We start from the raw sequence: 21821 nt of genomic DNA, 5'->3' as shown, positions 1-21821 counted from the left end.
AAGCTAAAAAAAGGGAACGAAAACATGATCATGACCAAGATGAACCGCAACTTCCGCGCCCTTTCGGCCGGTGCGGCTCTCGCGCTTTTGACGATGGCCGTGCCGAGCGCCTTCGCCGCAACGCCGAAGGACACGCTGGTTGAAGGATTCGCCTTTGACGATATTCTCAGCATGGACCCGGCCGAAGCCTACGAACTCTCCGCTGCCGAAGTCACCGGCAACAGCTACAGCCTCCTCGTCCGCCTCGACATCAACGACACTTCCAAGATCCAGGGCGATCTTGCCGAGAGCTGGTCGGTCTCCGACGATCACCTGACCTATACGTTCAAGCTGAAGCCCGGCCTCAAATTCGCATCGGGCAATCCGATCACCGCCGATGATGTCGCCTGGTCCTTCGAACGCGTCGTCAAGCTCGATAAGAGCCCGGCCTTTATCCTCACGCAGTTCGGCCTGACCGGCGACAATGTCACGGAAAAGGCGAAAGCCACCGATCCGAACACCTTCACCTTCACTGTCGACAAGCCCTATGCGCCAAGCTTTGTGCTGAACTGCCTGACGGCGACCGTTGCGGAAGTGGTCGACAAGAAGCTGGTTCTGCAGCACGTCAAGCCGGTAACGCCGTCGGCCGACAACAAATACGACAACGACTTCGGCAATGGCTGGCTGAAAACCGGCTATGCCGGCTCCGGTCCGTTCAAGCTGCGCGAATGGCGCGCCAACCAGGCCGTCGTTCTGGAGCGCAACGACAATTACTACGGCGAAAAGCCGAAGCTTGCGCGCGTCATCTATCGCTTCATGAAGGAGAGCTCGGCGCAGCGCCTGGCATTGGAAAATGGCGACATCGACGTCGCCCGCAACCTGTCGCCGACGGATCTTGCAGCCGTCGAGAAGAATGCTCAGCTTGCCTCGACCAATGCACCGAAGGGCACGATCTACTATATCAGCCTCAATCAGAAGAACGCCAATCTCGCCAAGCCGGAAGTGCAGCAAGCGTTCAAATATCTGGTCGATTACGACGCCATCGGCAAGACGCTGATCAAGGGCATCGGTGAAATCCACCAGACCTTCGAACCGAAGGGCCTGCTCGGCTCGCTGGATGAAAATCCGTTCAAGCTCGATGTCGCCAAGGCTAAGGAACTGCTCGCCAAGGCCGGCCTACCCAATGGCTTCTCGGTCACCATGGACGTGCGCAGCATCGAGCCGGATACGGGCGTTGCCACCTCCATCCAACAGACGCTTGGCCAGGCGGGCATCAAGGTCGAGATCATTCCCGGCGACGGCAAGCAGAAGCTGACCAAGTACCGCGCCCGCAACCATGACATCTATTTCGGCAACTGGGGCAACGACTACTGGGATCCCCATTCCAACGCCGATACGTTCACGAACAATCCCGACAACTCCGACGCTGGCACCAACAAGACGCTTGCCTGGCGCAACGACTGGACGACGCCTGAACTCGACAAGGAAACAAAGGCTGCCCTGTTCGAGGTTGATACTGCCAAGCGCGGCGCCATGTATCAGGAGATCCAAAAGAAGTTCCTGGACGCCAGCCCGTTCGTCATCCTCTTCCAGCAGACGGAAGTCGCGGGCTTCCGCAAGGACGTCAAGGATTTCAAGCTCGGGCCGAGCTTCGATACCAATTTCGTCTGGCCGGTGTCGAAGTGATGGTCCGATAGGACTGGTTCTTTGAGCACTGTCGAACGGAAAATGGAGGTGCGGCCCAAGAAGGGCCGTGCCGCGCCCATCGCAATGGGCGTCTTGCGCTTCCTGGTCGTGGCGGTCACGACCTATCTCGGCCTTCTCGCCGTCACCTTCTTCATCGGACGCGTCATCCCGATCGATCCGGCGCTGGCGATCGCTGGTGACCACGCGCCTACGCAAGTGCTGGAGCGGCTGCGCCGCGAAATGCATCTCGATCAGCCGCTCTATCTGCAGTTCTATTATTATCTACTGAGCGCCCTGACCGGCGATTTCGGTACATCCGTGCTGACGACCAATCCGGTGATGGACGATATCCGGCGCGTCTTTCCGGCGACGATGGAGCTTGCGACCGTCGGCACGATCATCGGCGCGATTTTCGGCGTTCCCTTTGGCGTGCTCGCCGCCGTGCGCCGCAACAGTTTCATCGACCAGATCGTCCGCGTCATCGGTCTCGTCGGCTATTCGGTGCCGGTGTTCTGGCTGGCCATGGTATCGCTCGTCATCTTCTATGCCAAGCTGGGCTGGGTGGCCTATCCCGGCCGCATCGACATCGCCTTCGAATATACGTTTACGCCGATCACCGGCTTCTATCTGCTCGACAGCGTCATGCAGGGGCAATGGGACGTGTTCTGGGATGCGTTCCGCCACATCATTCTGCCTGCGTCGCTGCTCGGCTACTTCTCGCTGGCCTATATCAGCCGCATGACACGCAGTTTCATGCTGAATGAACTGGGCCAGGAATATATCGTCGCTGCCCGCGCCAAGGGGCTTTCGGAGACGCGGGTGATCTGGGGACATGCGCTGCGCAGCGCCATCGTACCGCTGATCACGGTGATCGCGCTCTCCTATGCGGGATTGCTGGAAGGTTCGGTGTTGACCGAGATCGTCTTCTCCTGGCCGGGCATTGGTTTCTATATCACCAGCTCACTGCAGAACGCCGATATGAACGCTGTGCTCGGCGGCACCGTCGTCGTCGGCACGGTGTTCATTGGGATCAACCTGCTCTCCGACCTGCTCTACCGTACTCTCGATCCAAGGACGCGACGGAAATGACGGCTGAGACCACGCAACTTTCCTGGCGTGACTGGCTGCTGTCGGATCGGCCGCAGTCGCGCCGCCAGGCGAGCCTCGGGCGCGCTTATGTCACCTGGCGACAATTTTCCGCCAATCGGCTGGCCGTTCTCGGATTGCTGATCATTGTCGCCTTGGTGCTGATCGCAGCTCTTGCCGATGTTATCGCTCCCTATCCGCCAACGATTGGCGATCTGACCAACGCCTATTTGAAACCACCCGGCACCGGCGGCTATCTTCTCGGCACCGACAATCTTGGGCGTGATATCCTATCCCGCTTGATCTACGGGTCGCGATGGACACTCTATATCGTTGTGCTCGTCGCGATCATCTCGGCGCCGCTTGGGTTGTTTATCGGTATGATAGCTGGCTATGCAGGCGGCTGGGTCGATACCGTGCTGATGCGCATCACCGATATCTTCCTTGCCTTTCCGAAGCTGGTGCTGGCGCTCGCCTTTGCAGGCGCGCTCGGCCCCGGCATCGAAAACGCCATCATCGCCATCGCCATCACCTCCTGGCCACCCTATGCCCGCCTGGCGAGGGCCGAGACGATGACCGTGCGGCGCTCGGACTACATCGCCGCCGTGCAGCTCATGGGCGCATCGCCGATGCGTATCGTCTTCCGCCATATCATGCCGCTTTGCATCTCATCGGTGATCGTGCGCGTTACGCTCGATATGGCCGGCGTCATTTTGACGGCGGCGGGCCTAGGTTTCCTCGGCCTCGGCGCACAGCCGCCGCTGCCGGAATGGGGCGCGATGATCGCCACCGGGTTCAAATATTATCTCGACCAATGGTGGGTCGCGGCCATGCCGGGCATCGCCATCCTGATCGTCAGCCTGGGCTTCAACCTGCTCGGCGACGGGCTGCGCGATGCGCTCGATCCGAAGGAGAGCGGCCAATGACACCATTGTTGACGGTCGAGAACCTCAGGGTTCGTTATCCCACGCGTACCGGCATGATCGAAGCTGTGCGTGGCGTGTCCTTCATGCTCGGCCGCGAGCGGCTGGGCATCGTCGGCGAGAGCGGTTCCGGCAAATCGCAGACGGGCCGCGCCATCATGGGGCTGACGCCCTCGCACGGCATTGTCACCGCTGAAAGGCTGAATTTCAGCGGCATCGATCTGCTGTCGATCTCGGCCAGGGAGCGCCGCTCGCTGCGCGGCAAACGAATTGCCATGGTACTCCAGGACCCGAAATATTCGCTCGACCCGGTGATGACCATCGGCAAGCAGATCACCGAAACCCTGCGCACGCATGAGAAGGTCAGCAAGGCGGAAGCGCGGGACCGTGCGCTGGCCATGCTGGAAGCCGTGCAGATCCGCGATCCCAAACGCGTCTACGATCTGCATCCGCATGAAGTCTCCGGCGGCATGGGCCAGCGCGCGATGATCGCGATGATGCTGATTGCCGGGCCGGAGCTGCTGATCGCCGACGAGCCGACCTCGGCGCTCGACGTTACAGTGCAGCTCGACGTGCTGAGGATCATGGACAGGCTGGTATCGGAGCGCGGCATGGGACTGATTTTCGTGTCGCACGATCTGAGGCTGGTTTCCTCCTTCTGTGACCGGGTGATCGTCATGTATGCCGGCAAGATCGTCGAGGAACTAAAGGCTTCCGATCTCAACAATGCGCAGCATCCCTATACGCGCGGCCTGTTGAATTGCATGCCCGTGATCGGTGAGAACCGCCATCCGCTACCGGTCCTCGACCGCAAGCCGGAGTGGGCGGCATGACGGCAGCGCTTGCAGTCGACGGCCTCAGCGTCGTCTATGACGGTTATTATGCCCTCGATGCGGTCAGCATCGGCGTGGACCGGGGCGAGTCCTTCGGCCTTGTCGGGGAGTCCGGTTCAGGCAAATCGACCTTGCTGCGCGCCGTCGCCGGTCTTGCGCCTGTCAGCGACGGGGTGATCCGCATCGACGGCGAGGCGCTGAAGGGTTCGAAACGCAACAAAACCTTCTATCGCCAGGTCCAGATGGTATTTCAGGATCCCTACGGTTCGCTACATCCGCGTCAGACCATCGACCGGCTGCTGCTGGAGCCGCTGGCGATCCACGGTATCGGCGACAGCGAGATGCGCATCACCCGAGCACTTGACGAGGTCGGCCTCGGTTCCGGTTTCCGGTTCCGCTATCCGCATCAATTGTCGGGTGGCCAGCGCCAGCGCGTGGCAATCGCGCGGGCTTTGATCGTCGAGCCCTCGATCCTGTTGCTCGATGAGCCCACCTCAGCGCTGGATGCTTCGGTGCAGGCGGAGGTGCTCAATCTGCTGGAGCAGGTGCGCAGGGATCGTCATCTGACATTCGTCATGGTCAGCCACGATCTCGGCGTCGTCACCCATATGTGCGAACGGCTGGTGGTGATGCAGAACGGCGCGGTCGTCGAGCGGCTGAGCGCAAAAGAATTGGCGGCCGGCGACGTCAGGCAGGACTACACGCGCAATCTGATGGTAGCGAGTAAAGGATTTGTCCGCGCCTAACCTGCTGTTGTTGTTAGTCTCTCTTCGCTCCCTTAGTTAAGTCACCCTTAAAAGACGACCAATCGTATAGACTATTGACTCGTGCCGCAATTCTGTCATGATCCCGTTAATGGCGGTTAACTTTCGTGATCCCCTGTTTCGGGTCAAACGCAAGTGGAGGCAGGCATGTTTTTCATGGGTGGCATGACCATGGGTTATCTTCATCCGCCAATGCCGGCGAAAGAGGAAGACGTGCTGAGCGTCACTCTGCCGGAAGAAAAGAACCGTCGCGAGATCGGCCCGACCGAAATTCCGGCTCCCGAAGCGGGCGCTGTAGAGCGCACTTTGATCTGGGCTCGCCGCATTCTCTGCTGATGTCGGCCTTGCTGCTCTTTCGAGCCCGACAGTCGTTCAAGGGTTTATTTTTCCTTCGTTGGCCTCTGGACGAAAATTCATCTCTACCTAATTGATAGGGATTGTTTGAATGTCGGGCGTGAACTCGCCCGTAGAACATCAAAATAACGAACGGAGGCAACGCATGGCGAATTTGGGTATGTCGAATACGCATGTGAACCAGTTCGACGGTTCGAAGCGCGTCGCGACGACGCGGAGTAAGATCCAGACTGCAATCCACGTCGCGCTGTTTTCGGCCGCGTTCATCTTCGTCGCGGCCATCGTCTGCGGCATCGTGATCTGAATGCGTCGTCAACACGATATGACCGGTATTGATCGGTCATATCACTGGGTATGCTTGCTGTTGCTGCAGGCGCCGTAGGACAAGTTCGCGGCCTCATCCCTTCTCAGGCTCCCAACGGTGGTTGATCGGAGGCACTTTCAAGTAGCTCGACCGGTACCGTTGAACCTCGTTTCTTTCCAAATGGAAGCATTCCCTAACGGCAATTCTTCTTTCCGGTGCTGTCAAAACTTCGCCGGACAAAGAAAATTTCTTGTGGCCAATAGAATGCGCTTCATGAAAACAGTAAGCTCCGCCAAAACATAAAATAGAACGGGGCGGAGCATGAGCAAGGCGGAGGCTGGGCGCAGCAGCAGACGGAATGGTGCTCACGATGCGAGCGCGATCCTGACACAGGATTCGGACGCGATACGCGACGTGAAGGAAAACAATCTCGAATTGGCGATCGGTCACGAGGTTCGTGCCTTTCGCAAGAAGCTCGGCATCACCGGCGCCGACCTCGCCTCGGCCACCGGCATATCGCTGGGCATGCTCTCCAAGATCGAAAACGGCAATACCTCGCCATCTCTCACCACATTGCAGGCCTTAGCGCGGGCGCTCGGCGTTCCCGTCACGTCGTTCTTTCGGCGTTTCGAAGAAAGGCGCAATGCCGTCTTCGTCAAGGCAGGCGAGGGTTTGGAGATGGAGCGGCGAGGCACGCGCGCCGGTCATCAGTACAATCTGCTCGGTCATATAGCCAACGGATCTAGCGGATTGCAGGTCGAACCCTATCTCATCACGCTAACTGCCGATTCCGATGTTTTTCCGGCATTTCAGCATGAAGGGCTCGAATTGATCTATATGTTGGAAGGGGAGGTCGAATATCGTCACGCCGACAAGCTCTATGCGATGCGACCTGGCGACAGCCTGTTCTTCGATGCCGACGCGCCGCACGGTCCGGAAGTGCTCATCAGTCTGCCGATCCGCTTTCTGTCGGTCATTTCCTATCCGGAGAAATACGGCTCTTGAAAGGAATTTGCGAATCTTTTGAGGGGGTTCAGTTTAAGTTCATCTTCTGCGGGATATGGAGGCTCAACCTACCAAGCCCTGCTGAATGCGATCGCAAGAAATCAGCCTAAGGAGAATGCCTCATGACCTTGATCGATTGTCTTTGACACGTGCGGACTGCTGCCGGAAGCATCCGGCCGCGTGTCAAGTTTCACGGAAGCCTGTTTCGAATGGTGGCCCAAAATTGCCATGATCCTGAAGAAGAGCCCGTGAAAATCTTCGCCTGAATACGTTTGTTCTAGCCGCCACCTCCAATTCATCCCCTTCGCACGCCGGGAAGCGAAGCAAAGGGTCCAAATGCATGAATAGTTGTGTGGGGCCGGACAAAAGACGGTAAAGGCGACAATGCCTGTCACTCTGTTTGGACCCAGAACCCGAATCCATGACATCTCAAAACCTCTCCACTGTTCCGCCGCGCGATTCTGAAGCCAAGCAGATCGATCATAACGATTCGATCCGTGCCACCTATTTCTCCAACGATCAGATCCGAGAATGCGGGGCGACCTTCGCCCGCAACGGCGCCACTACGAAGCTGCCGGGCTTTGCGCCCTTCGATTTCTTCGCCCGGCACAAGGAGAACGAAAAAGAGATCCTGCGCGTCTATCGTTCGGCTAATGCCGACGTCGATGCCGGCGAGTCGATCACGCCCGCGGCCGAATGGCTGCTCGACAACCACTACATCATCGAAGAAGCGATCCAGGAAGTCCGCCGCGATTTTCCGAAGAAGTTCTACGATCAACTGCAGACGATCACCATCGACGGTATGGTGATGCCGCGCACGCTGGCGCTCGCCTGGCTCTATGTCGCCCATACGCACAGCACGGTATCCAACCAGGGCCTGCTGGCGCTCGTCGAAGGCTTCCAATCGCACGAGATGCTGAAGATCGGTGAACTCTGGGCGGTTCCGTCGCTGGTGCGCTATGTGCTCGTCGACAATCTGCGCCGCATCTCCAGCCGCGTCGAGCAGAGCCGCCTGACGCGCAAGAAGGCCAATGCCGCCGTCGATGAGCTGATCCGCATCAATGACGATGCCAAAGTCACCGAGTTCCTGAGGACGCTCGAGCCTTATACGTCCGATAACACCTTCGCCACGCAGTTCCTCTATCGCCTGCGCGATGGCTCGCACACTTCGGGCCTCGCCGTCACCTGGCTGGAAAGGCGGCTGGCGGAAGCCGGCACCGACGCCGAAACCGTCATGATGGCCGAGCACAACCGCCTGTCGTCCGGCAATGTGACGATGGGCAACATCATCAAAAGCCTGCGGCTGATCGACGACACCGACTGGTCTGGCTGGGTCGAGGAAGTCAGCGCCGTCGACAAGCTGCTCTGGGCCGAGACCGATTACGCAAAGCTCGATCCCGGCTCGCGCAACAGCTATCGCCGCGCCATCGAGAAGCTGGCGCGCCGTTCCGATAAGACGGAAATGGAAATTGCGCAGGTCGCCATGGCGATGACCGAAGCCGCCAAGGCTTCGGGCGAACCGCAGCCGCATGAGCCGAATATCGGCGATTTCATCGTCGGCCAGCAGATCGAGAAGCTGGAAAAGGCAATCGGCTTCCGCCCGAAGCTGTCGCAGCGTTTCGTCCGACAGTGGCGCAAGTTCAACTGGCTGGCGATCGCCGCACCCGTTCTCCTCGTCACCATCATCGCTCTCTGGATCGTAGGTTATTTCATGATCCAGGCCGGCATGGGCTGGGCTGAAACCATCATCCTGCTGCTGATGTTCTCGCTGCCTGCATCCGAAGGCGCCACCGGCCTGTTCAACTTCGTGGTCACCATGTTCCTCACGCCGGCGCGTCTCGTCGGCTATGAGTTCAAGGAGGGCATTCCGGAAGAGGCCCGCACGCTGGTCGTCGTGCCGACATTGATCGCCAATCGCGACAGCGTCGACGAACTGGTGCGCAACATCGAGGTTCATTATCTCGCCAACCCGCTCGGCGAAGTCTACTACGCACTGCTGAGCGACTGGCCGGACAGCAAGGAAGAAGAGAGCGAACGCGATCTGGAAATTCTGGATTACGCCCGCCGCGAAGTCGCCAATCTCTCGGCCCGCTATGCCGAAGACGGCAAGCAGCGCTTCTACCTGCTGCACCGCCGCCGCCTCTACAATCCGGCCGAAGGCGCCTGGATGGGCTGGGAGCGCAAGCGCGGCAAGCTGCACGAGCTGAACCTGCTGCTGCGAGGCGACCGCGACACGACCTTCCTGCCCGGCGCCAATACCGTGCCGAAGAACGTGCAATACGTCATGACGCTCGATTCCGACACGCGCCTGGTGCGTGATACGGTCACGAAGCTTGTCGGCAAGCTGCATCATCCGACCAACCGCCCGGTCTTCGATCCCGAAACCAAGCGTGTCGTGCGTGGCTACGGCGTGCTGCAGCCGCGCGTCACCCCGTCGCTGACCACCGGCAAGGACGCCTCGGTGTTCCAGCGCGTCTTTTCCGTCAACCGCGGTCTCGACCCCTATGTCTTCGCCGTCTCCGACGTCTATCAGGACCTGGTCGAGGAAGGCACCTTCACCGGCAAGGGTCTCTATCATGTCGATGCCTTCGAGGCTTCGCTGAAGGGCAAGATCGAGGAGAACGCGGTTCTCAGCCACGATCTGCTCGAAGGCTCGATGGCACGCTGCGCGCTGGTCACCGACTGCGAACTCGTCGAGGATTTCCCGATCCGCTACGAAGTCGAAGTTTCGCGCCAGCATCGCTGGGCGCGCGGCGACTGGCAGTTGCTTCCCTATCTCTTCAATCCGAAGCGCGGTGTCACCGGCCTCGGCCGCTGGAAGATGATGGACAATCTGCGCCGCTCGCTGACGCCGATCGCCTGGTTCTTCGCCTCCGTTCTCGGCTGGTATTTCATGGGGCCGTTCGCCGCGCTGATCTGGCAGATCCTGCTGATCTTCTGCCTGTTCGTCGCGCCGACGCTGTCGCTGATCAACGGCATCATTCCGCGCACCAGCGATATCGTCGCCCGGGCCCATCTCTATACGGTCTGGTCGGATATCCGCGCCGCCAATGCGCAGGTGGCGCTACGCATCGTCTTCATCGCCGATAGCGCCTGCATCATGGCCGATGCCATCGGCCGCTCGCTTTACCGCGCCTTCGTCAGCCGCAAGCTGATGCTGCAATGGCGTACGGCAGCCAGTGCCCAGGCCGCGGCGCAGACGACGATTCTCGGCCATTACCGCGTCATGTGGCATGCACCGGTGCTGGCGCTGCTGGCTTTGGCTTTCGCCTCCCTTTCCGGCGACAACGCCTTCTTCGTGGGCATTCCCTTCGCGCTGCTGTGGATGCTGTCGCCGGCGATCGCCTGGTATGTCAGCCAGACGGCGGAAACCGAAGACAAGCTCGAAGTGCCGGAAAGCGTTTCGGCAGAGCTGCGCAAGATCGCGCGGCGCACCTGGCGTTATTTCGACACCTTCGTGGTCGAGCAGCAAAACCACCTGCCGCCGGACAATGTGCAGCAGACGCCGCATGCGGTGGTCGCTTCGCGCACCTCGCCGACCAATATCGGTGTCTACCTGCTCTCGGTGATCTCGGCCCGCAATTTCGGCTGGATCTCCTTCGAGGAAACCATCGATCGCATGGAAAAGACCATGGCGACCGTGGAGAAGCTGGAGAAATTCCGCGGACACCTCTGCAACTGGTATCATACGGACACGCTGAAGCCGATGGGCGCCCGCTATGTCTCGGCGGTCGACAGCGGCAACTTTGCCGGCCATTTGATTGCCGTGTCTTCGGCCTGCCGCATCTGGGCGGAAGCGCCTTCCGCACATATGCAGGGCAATCTTGACGGTATCGGCGACGTCGCCGGCATTCTTGGCGAAATGCTTGCTGAACTGCCGGATGACCGCAAGACCGTTCGTCCGCTGCGTCATCGCCTGGAAGAACGCATCATCGGCTTCCGGAATGCACTGGCGGCGGTCAAGCGCGAGCACGAGTTCGCCTCGATCCGTATCATCAACCTGTCGGTCCTGGCGCATGATATCCAGAAGCTCGCTGCCAACCTCGACCATGAGGTCAAGTCGCCGCAGAGCGGCGAGGTGCTCACCTGGTCGGAATCGCTGGTGAAGGTCTGCGAAGGCCATATTGCCGACAGCGTCTTCGATCTCGCCAATGTCGATGCGCTGCGCCAGCGTCTGGCAAAGCTGCGCGACCGCATGCGCGACACTGCTTTCGGTATGGAATTCGCCTTCCTCTACCGTCCGGAACGGCGCCTGCTTTCTATCGGCTTCCGTGTTGAAACCAACGAACTCGATGCCGCCTGCTATGATCTGCTGGCGTCCGAAGCGCGTCTTACCAGCCTCTTCGCCATCGCCAAGGGCGATCTGCCGACGGAGCATTGGTATCGCCTCGGCCGCCAGGTCGTGCCGATCGGCTCCCGCGGCGCGCTGGTTTCCTGGTCCGGCTCGATGTTCGAATATCTGATGCCACCGCTCGTGATGCAGGAGCGCCAGGGCGGCATCCTCAACCAGACCAACAATCTGATCGTCCAGGAGCAGATGAACTATGCCAAGCGCCTCGGCGCCGGCATTCCCTGGGGGATTTCGGAAGCGGCCTTCAACGCCCGCGACCATTACATGCACTACCAGTACACCAACTTCGGCGTGCCGTCGCTCGGCCTGAAGCGCGGCCTCGGCCAGAATGCGGTCATCGCGCCCTATGCCTCGATCCTTGCCAGCCAATATCGGCCGGAAGAGGCGCTTGAAAACCTGCAGAAGCTCCGCAAGGTCGGCGCGCTCGGCACCTATGGCTTCCACGACGCCGTCGACTTCACGCCGTCCCGCGTTCCGGAAGGCAAGAAGTGCGCGGTGGTCTACAACTACTATGCCCACCATCACGGCATGTCGATTGCGGCTATTGCCAACGTCGCCTTCAACGGCCGCTTGCGCGAGCTGTTCCACGCCGATCCGGTGATCGAAGCGGCCGAGCTGCTGCTGCAGGAAAAGGCGCCGCGCGATATCCCTGTCATGGCTGCCAAGCATGAGAGCGACCAGCCGGCCAATATCCAGGAAGATATGCTGCGTCCGGAGATCCGCAAGATCGCCGATCCGGCGACGCACGACCGCGAACTCGCCTTCCTTTCCAACGGCCATTACGCGGTCATGCTGACGGCGACCGGCGCCGGCTATTCGCGCTGGAACGGCTTGTCCGTTTCGCGTTGGCGGCCCGATCCGACCGAAGATCGGTGGGGCACTTTCATCTTCCTGCGCGATACCGCATCCGGCCAATGGTGGTCGGCCACCTCCGAACCGCGCAGCGTCGAAGGCGAAAAGGTCAAGGTCACCTTCAGCGACGAAAAGGCGGAATACAGCAAGACGGTGGGTGATCTCACCAGTGACGTCGAGTGCATCGTCGCAACCGAACATGATGCCGAAGGCCGCCGCGTGACGCTGCTCAACATGGGCGCGGAGGATCGCTTCATCGAAGTGACCTCCTATCTCGAGCCGGCGATCGCCAGTGACGACGTCGATTCGGGCCATCCGGTCTTTGCCCGCATGTTCGTGCGCACCGAGATCGGCAGCAGCGGCGATGTGATCCGCGCCGAACGCAACAAGCGCGATTATAACGAGCCCGACATGTCGATCGCCCATCTGGTCGTGGACAATGCCGGTACCGAGCGCCCGACAGAATTCGAGACGGATCGCCGCAAATTCCTCGGCCGTGGCCGGACGCTGGCGGAAGCCGCCGCTTTCGATCCGGGCGCTGTGCTCTCCGGTACGGACGGCTTTACCATGGACGCCTGCCTTTCACTGCGCCGCGTCGTGCGCGTGCCGGCAGGCAAGAAGGTCAGCGTGATCTTCTGGACGATCGCCGCGCCGAACCGCGAGGATGTCGACAAGGCGGTCGACCGCTACCGCAATCCCGATACCTTCGCTGTCGAGCTCACGCAGGCCTGGACGCGCACGCAAATGCAGATGCGCCATGTCGGCGTCACCTCGCAGCAGGCGGCCGCCTTCCAGAAGCTTGCTCGCTATCTCGTCTATCCGGATATGCATCTGCGCGCCGATGGAGCCACCGTTCAGGCTGGTCTGCATTCACAGTCGGCGCTCTGGCCGGTGACGATCTCGGGTGATTTCCCGATCTTCACTCTGCGCATCAATGACGACATCGATCTCGAAATCGCCAGGGAAGCGCTGAGCGCGGCGGAATATATGCGCTCGCGCGGCATCAATACCGATCTGGTGATCGTCAACGAGCGCGCCGTGGATCAGGCGCAGGACATGCAGCGCGAGCTGGACAAGCTGGTCGAGCATGTCAGGCACAATCAAGGTGAAGGGCTGCGCCAGAATGTCTTTTCGGTTCGCAAGGATCTGATCGAGCAGGAGACTTACCAGCAGATTCTTGCTGCCTCGCGTGTGATCTTCCATGCACGCAACGGTAAGCTTGTCGATCAAATCGCCCGCGCGGCGACGCTGTTCGGTTCCGCGCAGTCCGATGGGCCGGCGCCGGTCAATCGCCTTGCCGTGCCGATGGTGCCGCAGAAATCGGTCTTTGCGGCGGAAGAACTGGAAGCACAGGACGATCTCGACTTCTGGAACGGCTATGGCGGTTTTGCCGACAATGGCCGCGAATATGTCGTCCGGCTCGCCGGCGGCCAGTCGACACCGCAGCCGTGGATCAACGTCATCTCCAACGAGCGCTTCGGCTTCCATGTGCCGGCCGAAGGCGGCGGGTTTACCTGGAGCCACAATTCACGTGACTATCAGTTGACCCCCTGGACCAACGACATGGTCATCAACCGTCCGGGTGAGGCGCTTTATGTGACCGATCTCGACAGCAACACGGTGATGACTCCTTATGCGAGTCTGTCGCGCAATCCGAACGTGCGATACGAGGCCCGGCACGGTCTCGGCTATTCGGTGTTCTCGAGCGAACAGAGCGGCATTGCGCTCGAGCTGACGCAAACGGTCGACCGCGAACGTCCCGTCAAGCTGTTCCGCCTGCGCATCCGCAATACGGGCGATGGCGCCCGCCGGCTGCGGCTCTACAATTATGCGGAATGGGTCCTCGGCACCAATCCGAACAAGACGCGGCCGTTCATCTTGTCGTCGCTGGACGAGGAAACGGGTGCACTGTTTGCCAACAATCCGTTCAGCATCGACTATTCCAAGCGTGTCGCCTTCATGGCGGCGAGCGAGGGACATTCGAGCTTCTCGGCGAGCCGCCGTGAATTCATTGGCCGCCACGGCACGGTGCAGATGCCGCAGGCCGTCGTTTCCGGCGCGGTCCTTTCCAACTCCACCGATCTCGACGGCGATCCCTGCGCGGCACTCGCCTTCGACCTGACGGTCGGAGCCGGCGAGCAGAAGGATATCTGCCTTTACATGGGCGATACCGCTTCCATCGAAGAGGCGCGTGCATTGGTCGCCGATATCCGCAAGGCCGATTTCGAGGCCGTGCTTTCGGCGAGCCGCGGCTTCTGGGACGGCTTCACCGGCCGCCTGCAGATCTCGACGCCGGACAAGGCGATGGACAACCTGATCAATGCCTGGCTTCCCTACCAGAGCCTCGGTTGCCGCATCTTGTCACGTACGGCCTTCTATCAGTCGTCGGGTGCTTTCGGCTTCCGCGACCAGTTGCAGGATACGCTGGCCTTCCTGATGCATGCACCGGAATTGGCCCGCAACCAGATCCTGAATGCGGCACAACGCCAGTTCCGCGAAGGCGATGTGCAGCATTGGTGGCTGCCGGGCAGCGGCGCCGGCGTGCGCACGAGTATCTCTGACGATGTCGTCTGGCTCGCCTATGCCATCAACCAGTATTGCACGGTGACCGGAGACAAGTCGCTGCTGGATGAGGAACTCGCCTTCGTCGAAGGTGCTGCTCTCATGCCTGGCACACATGACGCTTTCTACCAGCCGACCGTGTCGCAGGATAAGGTCAGCGTCTACGAGCACGCGGCCTTGGCGCTCGATCTCGCGATCAAGCGCAAGGGCGGCAACGGCCTGCCGCTGATCCTCGGCGGCGACTGGAACGACGGCATGAACCGCGTCGGCATCCAGGGCCGCGGTGAAAGTGTCTGGCTCGGTTGGTTCCTGGCTGGCACGCTCACCGCTTTCCTGCCCTATGCGGAAGCCCGCGGCGACAAGGAGCGCGTCGAGCGCTGGAAGAAGCACTTGCCGGAACTCCGCAAGGCGCTGGAAACCGCGGGCTGGGACGGCGGTCATTATCGCCGCGGCTATTTCGACGACGGCAGCCCGCTCGGCTCGGACGAGAACTTCGAATGCCAGATCGATTCGATCGCGCAGTCCTGGAACATTCTCTCCGGCGAAGGTGACCGCGAACGCGGCGAGAAGGCGATGAACGCCGTTCTCGAAAAGCTGGTCGACGATGACAGCCGCATCATCCGGCTGTTCACGCCGCCTTTCGCCAAGTCGGCGCGCGATCCGGGCTACATCAAGGCCTATCCACCGGGGGTACGCGAAAACGGTGGCCAATACACCCATGCCGCAACCTGGGTAGTCATGGCACTGGCGGAAATGAATCGCGGCGACGATGCCTGGCATTGCTTCGAACTGCTGAATCCGGTGAACCATGCACGAAATCGTGATGAGGCCGATACCTACCGTGTGGAGCCCTATGTCATTGCCGCCGATGTCTATGGAGAGGGGCAATTGACCGGCCGCGGCGGCTGGACCTGGTACACGGGCTCCGCCGGATGGCTTTATCGCGTCGCAATTGAAGGGATTCTCGGCATCCGCGTCAAAAACGGCCATCTCTACGTCAAACCGGCGCTGCCGTCGAAGTGGGATGGCTTTGCCGCGGACCTCGATCTGCCGAGCGGAAAATACCGTATTTCCGTCTCAAAAGCGCCCGATGCTAAGGGATACTTGGTGACTGTGAATGACAGGGCGATCGCCCATCCCGAAGAGGGCTATCCGATCGGACAGTAGCGTTTTCCTGCACTGTTTCGCTTCAACGATCGGGGCCAAAGGGGGAACTCTTTGGCCCCGATCGCATTTGGTTGTCGGAACAGGAGAGGTCCATGAATTCCAGGGCAAATATCGACGTGGCCTCGGCAACGCGACTCAGCTTGCCGAAGGCGGCGGCGCACCGGGATACGAGACTGGATGTATTGAGGGCTTTGGCCCTGATCACGATTTTCATCAATCATGTGCCCGGTCAGTTCCTCGAGCGGCTGACCACCAAGAATTTCGGATTTTCCGACGGGGCGGAGGCTTTCGTACTGATCTCCGGCATCTCCGTCGGCCTCGCCTACGGCACGCGATTCACGCCGGGCAACCGGTTGTCGACCGCCTGGAAGGCCGTCAGGCGCGCCTTCACGCTCTATACGGCGCATATGATCACCACCTTCATCACGCTGGTGCTGTTCATTTCCGGCGCATGGATATTCCGTCAGGCGGGTCTGCTCTGCGAGGTGAATATCCTTGCCGTCCTGATGGATCCCGCTCGCGGCATTCAAGCCTTGCTGCTGCTCGGGCACCAGATCGGCTATAACAACATCCTGCCGATGTATGGCGCTTTGTTCCTGATGCTGCCGTTGATGCTGGTGCTGGAGGCGCGAAGCCCGCTGCTCCTGCTTGTGGTTTCCGGCAGCATCTGGCTGATCGCCGGCATCTATCAGATCGCGCCGCACACGAGGCTGTTGGAGGGCTTCTGGTTCCTCAATCCGCTTTCCTGGCAATTTCTGTTCGTCATCGGCTTCGTTGCCGTCATGCATGTGAAGCGCGGCGGCCGGATATCCTATAATCCCGTGCTGTTCGCGCTGTCGCTTGCCTATGTCGTGCTGTCGTTCATCTGGGTCACCGACAAGCTCTGGGTGCTGGGCGATCATCTTGCAGCCCTCGGCCTGCCAACAGTCATCACCGGTTTCGACAAGACGTTTCTGTCGCTGCCGCGATTGCTGCATGTGCTGGCGCTTGCCTATCTCATCATCAACGTGCCGTTCCTTTCGCGGGTGCTGCGTCGGTCCGCCGATCATCCGTTGACGATCCTCGGGCGCCATTCCCTCAGCATCTTCGTTGCGGGCACGATACTCGCCATGGCCGGGCAGGTCATCCTCTACATCACCGACAAGGACCCGGCCGTCGGCGGCGCCTACGTCATCGTCGGCATCGTCGCACAGTTCGCCTATGCCTACTATCTCGAGCACAAACGGCTGGATACTGCCAGCCGTCGGACCCTCGCGACGTCGATCGCGACGATTCCATTGCCGATGCGAGTGGAAAACCGTCGATAGGCATACGGCGGTCTTAAGATACCACAACGGCTAGGCTTTTGAATTTCATAGGCATTCCGTTTTGTGACATTTACGCGAACAAATTGTGACGTGATTTTTCTGCAACGCAGCGTCAGCCCAGTGCGTTGCAGCAAAGATTTCATTGCCCGAAATCTTGTTGTGCAAAATTGAATTACTTACATCGGCATCGTGACGGCGCTCGGGGAGTGCCGTCACCCCGGCGCTAAACGCGGGGTCCAACGGCCGCGACGCATTCGTGGGGATTGTCAAAAAGGGAACGGGTAGGGACGTCGAATTTTCGGCGCGATAACTCATGCCCAATCGATACTGGATTGGAGTAATCTATGAATATCAGAAGTCTTCTTCTCGGTTCGGCCGCCGCCCTGGCAGCCGCCTCGGGGGCGCAGGCGGCTGACGCCATCGTGGCCGCCGAACCGGAACCGCTTCAATATGTTCGCATTTGCGACGCCTATGGCGCCGGCTACTTCTTCATTCCGGGCACGGAGACCTGCCTCAAGATCGGCGGCCGCGTCCGTACCGAAGGCGAGTGGTACGATGCCTACAATGCCAACAGCAGGAACGGTACGCTTTGGCATACCCGCGCCGAGCTCAACATCGACACGGCAAGCGATACCGAATACGGCCCGCTGAAGACAAACACCGTCTACCGTTGGGACTGGCAGGAAGGCGGCTCCACGAGCACGAAGCTGCTCTGGGCCAATATCAGCCTCGCCGGCTTTACCGTCGGTAAGCTCGACTCGCAGTACAATCTCTACATGGGCTATGCCGGTAACGTCATCAACGACGATGTCATCTATGACGGCCCGAAGGAACTCAACCAGTTCACCTACAAATATGATGCCGGCAACGGCTTCACGGCGGTGATCTCACTGGAAGATTCCAACTCGTCGGCCGACACCTCCTCCTACGGCGGCGCATGGCGCACTGGCAAGGCTGATCACTATGCTCCCGACGTTGTAGCCGGCGCAGGTTACAAGGCGGGTGCATGGACGCTCCGGGTTATCGGCGGCTATGACAGCGTCGTCGAGGAAGGCGCCATCAAGGCTCGTATCGATGCCGACTTCGGTGACTTCAAAGCCTTCCTGATGGGCGGCTGGAACACGGACGGCGACAAGCTGAACAAGTATGCCGGCTCCTATCTCAACACCAACCGCTCTGCTTGCCCGACTAATGGTGCAGATTGCGGCTGGGGCGACTGGGCCTTCTGGACAGGCGCCAGCTATCAGTTGACGCCGAAGCTGCAGGCGAATGCGCAGGTCGCCTATACCGACTCGAAGATCTTTGCCGCCACGGCCAACGTCGCCTGGCGCCCGGTCAAGGACCTGCTGATCGAGCCGGAAGTCTCCTATACCGACTGGGACGCTGCCGACAAGGACCAGTGGGCCGGCGTCCTCCGCTTCGAACGCAAGTTCTGATCTGATCCCCGGGTCGACCCCGTCATAACCGGGTTGACCCGTCATAACCGTTTGACGTCAGCCTTAACTCCAGCTTGACGCCACACCGATTTGACCTCCGATCAGAGAAGGAGAAAGGCCCGGTTTTCCCTGCCGGGCCTTTCTTGTTTTTGGTTCAGCCCCTTGTATTTGCCGACACGGTCCTGGCGGGTGAGGGCTAGGCACAGGGTTGCGGACACATCCCGCTTGGCTGACAACCTCGCCGCGCCAAAATTCGGCAGCAAAAAAAAGCCGGGAGAGCGTCGCTTTCCCGGCTTTGATCTTTAGGCCCAGCGAAATATTAAGCGGCTTCGTTTTCCGTCGTATGTGCCTTGCGGACTTCGTCGTCCGTCAGGATGCCGCTGGCGCGCAGCAGGGCGGCGAAGCGGCCGTTGCTCTGGCTGAGTTCGCTGAAGCTGCCGTTTTCGATGACGCGGCCGTTGTCGAGGAAGAGGACGATATCGGCCTCGCGTACCGTCGACAGGCGGTGAGCGATGATGAAGGTCGTGCGGTTCTGGCGCAGATTGTCGATCGCCGCCTTCACCCGGTTTTCGGTCTCCACGTCGAGCGCGCTGGTCGCCTCGTCAAGCACGAGGATCGGCGCGTCCTTGAGGATGGCGCGGGCGATAGCGATACGCTGACGCTCGCCGCCGGAGAGCTTGTTGCCGCGTTCGCCAACCCGGGTCTCGTAACCGCTCTCGCGATTCTCGATGAAGTCGTTGGCGGCAGCCGCTTCGGCGGCCCGGACCATTTCCTCTTCCGTCGCACCCTCGCGGCCGAGACGGATGTTGTCGCTGATCGAGCGGTTCAGCAGGCCGGCATCCTGGAAGACGGTGGCGATGTAGCGGCGGAGCGACTTGCGCGTCACCTTGGTGATGTCGTTGCCATCGACGAGGATCTGGCCGTCCTGCGGGTCGAAGACACGCTGCAACAGGTTGACCAGCGTCGTCTTGCCGGCGCCCGTCGGGCCCACGATTGCGACCGTCTGGCCGGCCTTCACCGTGAAGTTGATATTGCGCAGGCCCTGCGACGTGTTGCCGAAGCCGAAGGACACGTTGCGGAACTCGACCTCGCCCTTGACGTCCTTGATTTCGGCAAGGCCGGCCGGCTCTTCCCGATCGCGGACGGAATCTTCCAGCGTGTAGAAGTCTTCCAGCTTGGCGCGCGCTTCGAAGATCTGGTTGGCGAAGTTGCGGAGCTGCTCCAGGCGGCCGATCAGCACGTTGGCGAAGGCGATGAAGGTGATGAGCGCGCCGAGGCTCAGGCTGCCGTCTTCAACGAGCAGCGTACCGATCATCAGGATCGCCATCATCGCGACGGTCGAGGCCGTGCGGTTCAGCGCGCCGGCGAGCGCCCACCAGTCGAGAACCGGATATTGGGCAGCGAGCAGTCGTTCGGTAAAGGACTTCAGCGCTCTGGTTTCTGCTTCGATGCGGTTGTAGCTATGCAGCACGGAAACATTGCTGATGCTGTCGCTGACATGCGAGAACACCGTGTTGTAATGGCTTTCCACCGAGGTCTGGCCATCCTTCGTCCGGTTCATGACGAGGCGGCCGATGATCCAGTAGAAGATGCCGAGCAGGATGAGAACGGCCGACAGGCGCAGGTCCATGGCAATGGCCGTGGGGACCATTACGACCAGTGCGACTGCGGTCGTCAGATGGTTGCGCATGAATTCGAGCCACAGACCGAACAGGGCTTCGCAAGCGCGCAGCAGCGTGTTCAGCGCGCTCGCCGTGCCGCGCTGGCTATGCCAGGAGAGCGGCATGGAGATGATGCGGCTGAACGCTTCGGTCAGCAACGAAGCGCGGCGTCCGTGGGCGAGACGATCTGCCTCGCGGGAAACGACGATGAAGGCCACCGCGCTGAAGACGGCGAAGCCGGCCCACAGCATCATGGTCGGCGCCACGGCCTGTTTTTTGGCGATGGCGTCGAAGATGCGGCCGAACAGAACCGGCTCGTAAATGGTGGTCATCGCCAGTGCGATGTTTGCGATCACAACCATCCAGACGCGATATCGATACGCGCCAAGATACTTCAGAGCTCTTGCATAGACTTTGAACAGCGACACGTCAGGCACCCTCTGTGCATCTGCGAAATTCGGAATGCTCGGATGCTACAGATTGGTTCCTGAACCGGCGATTAACGGAATCCTACACTGTTTTTTCAGAGGAATTTTTAGGTTGTTTTATACGCGTCGCAAGGAGTGCAATCGGCTGCCGGAGACATGTCATAACTTGAGAATACTTCCTGTCAGGCATTGTAGCACGGCGTGGCGATTGCTATTTGGGGTTGATGGCGAGATTTTTCGCCGAAAGCGTTTAATTTAATTTCGATCCGATTGTGTTTGTCCGCCATCAGCCATTTCCGATCAAGGCGCGAAATGAAGGCGGCATCTGCCGACGAACGCCAGGCCTTTGGGCCAGGGGGTACATGTGAATATTCATTCCTTAATACAATTGCTTGTGGTCATTGAAGAATGCAAGCTTGCCAAGAATGTCGTGGCAGAACTGGAACTGGTTCTGCGGTCTTACAAGTTCGATTTTTATGGTTTGCTGAAGCAGCCGCGACCGAATGCTGACCCCATGACTTTGATGTTGGCCGGGCGCTGGCCGGACAAATGGCCGCTCACTTATGTTGCCAGGAAATACCTGCTTGTCGATCCCACAATCCGCTATCTCGGCCGGGCGCAGCGGCCCTTCCGCTGGCGCGACGCCATGGCGGCGCTGAGGAGCGATCCGCTGCGGCGGCGCATGGAGCAGATGATGACCGATGCGCGTGCCAACGGGCTGATCGACGGCTATATTTTCCCTATTCATGGACGCAATGGCTTGCTCGGCAGCATGACGATCGGCGGCAACGTGGTCGACCTGTCGCCGGCCGAAATCTCGCTTTTCGATGCGGTGGCAAAAAAAGCCTTCTGGCGGCTTCTGGAACTTCGCGACGAAGCGCAATCGCTGGAACAGACGGCTTCGATCGACGTCAAGCTGACCAAGCGTGAGATGGAGGTATTGAACCATCTGGCCGAAGGCATGACCTCGATGGAAATCAGCCGGATGCTCAAGATTTCAAATCATACTGTCGATTGGTACATGAACAGTATCCAGGATAAGCTGGACGCCAAGAACCGCCAGCACATCGTCGCCATCGCTTTTAGAAGCGGACTTATTCCGTAATGGCAACTATTTTGGTGT

Annotated in this window: 13 protein-coding genes; 12 read left to right on the top strand and 1 reads right to left on the bottom strand. The window is 60.0% G+C overall.

Annotated elements, in window-relative coordinates; genetic code table 11:
* Positions 1-24 precede the first annotated feature (24 nt).
* From K290_RS0108785 to K290_RS0108735, 11 genes are all read left to right on the top strand, one after another.
* Positions 25-1665, top strand: a complete 1641-nt coding sequence (locus tag K290_RS0108785) for an ABC transporter substrate-binding protein (RefSeq protein ID WP_028751572.1) — start codon at positions 25-27, stop codon at positions 1663-1665.
* Between the two features lie 21 nt (positions 1666-1686).
* Positions 1687-2754 carry an ABC transporter permease gene (locus K290_RS0108780; RefSeq protein WP_028751571.1) on the top strand — a complete coding sequence of 356 codons (1068 nt, stop codon included), beginning with the start codon at positions 1687-1689 and terminating at the stop codon, positions 2752-2754.
* A complete protein-coding gene (locus K290_RS0108775; protein WP_028751570.1) occupies positions 2751-3677 on the top strand; it encodes an ABC transporter permease in 927 nt (308 codons plus the stop codon). The genes K290_RS0108780 and K290_RS0108775 overlap by 4 nt, the downstream gene beginning before the upstream one ends.
* A complete protein-coding gene (locus K290_RS0108770) occupies positions 3674-4507 on the top strand; it encodes an ABC transporter ATP-binding protein (protein ID WP_028751569.1) in 834 nt (277 codons plus the stop codon). The genes K290_RS0108775 and K290_RS0108770 overlap by 4 nt, the downstream gene beginning before the upstream one ends.
* The gene (locus K290_RS0108765) at positions 4504-5253 is read left to right on the top strand and encodes an ABC transporter ATP-binding protein (protein ID WP_028751568.1); all 750 of its coding nucleotides are present in this window, start codon (positions 4504-4506) and stop codon (positions 5251-5253) included. Before K290_RS0108770 ends, K290_RS0108765 begins: the two co-directional genes overlap by 4 nt.
* Before the next feature lie 165 nt (positions 5254-5418).
* Entirely contained in the window at positions 5419-5607 is a 189-nt protein-coding gene (locus K290_RS0108760; protein ID WP_028751567.1) for a hypothetical protein, read from the top strand.
* 163 nt (positions 5608-5770) lie between these two features.
* Positions 5771-5929, top strand: a complete 159-nt coding sequence (locus tag K290_RS37875; protein WP_172831048.1) for a hypothetical protein — start codon at positions 5771-5773, stop codon at positions 5927-5929.
* A 321-nt stretch (positions 5930-6250) separates the two neighbouring features.
* A complete protein-coding gene (locus K290_RS0108750; protein ID WP_028751566.1) occupies positions 6251-6934 on the top strand; it encodes a helix-turn-helix domain-containing protein in 684 nt (227 codons plus the stop codon).
* A 421-nt stretch (positions 6935-7355) separates the two neighbouring features.
* Entirely contained in the window at positions 7356-15866 is an 8511-nt protein-coding gene (locus tag K290_RS0108745; RefSeq protein WP_028751565.1) for a glycoside hydrolase family 94 protein, read from the top strand.
* A gap of 92 nt (positions 15867-15958) precedes the next feature.
* Positions 15959-17173 carry an OpgC family protein gene (locus K290_RS0108740; RefSeq protein ID WP_051263961.1) on the top strand — a complete coding sequence of 405 codons (1215 nt, stop codon included), beginning with the start codon at positions 15959-15961 and terminating at the stop codon, positions 17171-17173.
* A 344-nt stretch (positions 17174-17517) separates the two neighbouring features.
* Complete coding sequence (locus K290_RS0108735) at positions 17518-18609, top strand: porin (protein ID WP_028751563.1); 1092 nt, start codon at positions 17518-17520, stop codon at positions 18607-18609.
* A gap of 319 nt (positions 18610-18928) precedes the next feature.
* Here the strand turns inward: K290_RS0108735 and K290_RS0108730 are convergent, their stop codons facing one another.
* Positions 18929-20698, bottom strand: a complete 1770-nt coding sequence (locus tag K290_RS0108730; protein ID WP_028751562.1) for a glucan ABC transporter ATP-binding protein/ permease — start codon at positions 20696-20698, stop codon at positions 18929-18931.
* Positions 20699-21062: 364 nt separating this feature from the next.
* On the opposite strand from K290_RS0108730, the gene K290_RS0108725 reads away from it, so the two are divergent.
* Positions 21063-21803, top strand: a complete 741-nt coding sequence (locus tag K290_RS0108725; protein ID WP_028751561.1) for a helix-turn-helix transcriptional regulator — start codon at positions 21063-21065, stop codon at positions 21801-21803.
* Positions 21804-21821 lie beyond the last annotated feature (18 nt).

It is taken from the genome of Rhizobium leucaenae USDA 9039, from assembly GCF_000426285.1.
Classification (GTDB): Bacteria; Pseudomonadota; Alphaproteobacteria; order Rhizobiales; family Rhizobiaceae; genus Rhizobium; species Rhizobium leucaenae.
The sequence above is the reverse complement of the archived record's forward strand: the minus strand, read 5'-3'. Positions and strand labels throughout refer to the sequence as shown.

Bases quoted from the DNA above. Each gene is read 5' to 3' on its own strand.
- K290_RS0108750 (WP_028751566.1), top strand. From the start codon at position 6,251: ATGAGCAAGGCGGAGGCTGGGCGCAGCAGCAGACGGAATGGTGCTCAC.
- K290_RS0108735 (WP_028751563.1), top strand. From the start codon at position 17,518: ATGAATATCAGAAGTCTTCTTCTCGGTTCGGCCGCCGCCCTGGCAGCC.
- K290_RS0108745 (WP_028751565.1), top strand. From the start codon at position 7,356: ATGACATCTCAAAACCTCTCCACTGTTCCGCCGCGCGATTCTGAAGCC.
- K290_RS0108765 (WP_028751568.1), top strand. From the start codon at position 4,504: ATGACGGCAGCGCTTGCAGTCGACGGCCTCAGCGTCGTCTATGACGGT.
- K290_RS0108775 (WP_028751570.1), top strand. From the start codon at position 2,751: ATGACGGCTGAGACCACGCAACTTTCCTGGCGTGACTGGCTGCTGTCG.
- K290_RS0108785 (WP_028751572.1), top strand. From the start codon at position 25: ATGATCATGACCAAGATGAACCGCAACTTCCGCGCCCTTTCGGCCGGT.
- K290_RS0108740 (WP_051263961.1), top strand. From the start codon at position 15,959: ATGAATTCCAGGGCAAATATCGACGTGGCCTCGGCAACGCGACTCAGC.
- K290_RS0108770 (WP_028751569.1), top strand. From the start codon at position 3,674: ATGACACCATTGTTGACGGTCGAGAACCTCAGGGTTCGTTATCCCACG.
- K290_RS37875 (WP_172831048.1), top strand. From the start codon at position 5,771: ATGGCGAATTTGGGTATGTCGAATACGCATGTGAACCAGTTCGACGGT.
- K290_RS0108760 (WP_028751567.1), top strand. From the start codon at position 5,419: ATGTTTTTCATGGGTGGCATGACCATGGGTTATCTTCATCCGCCAATG.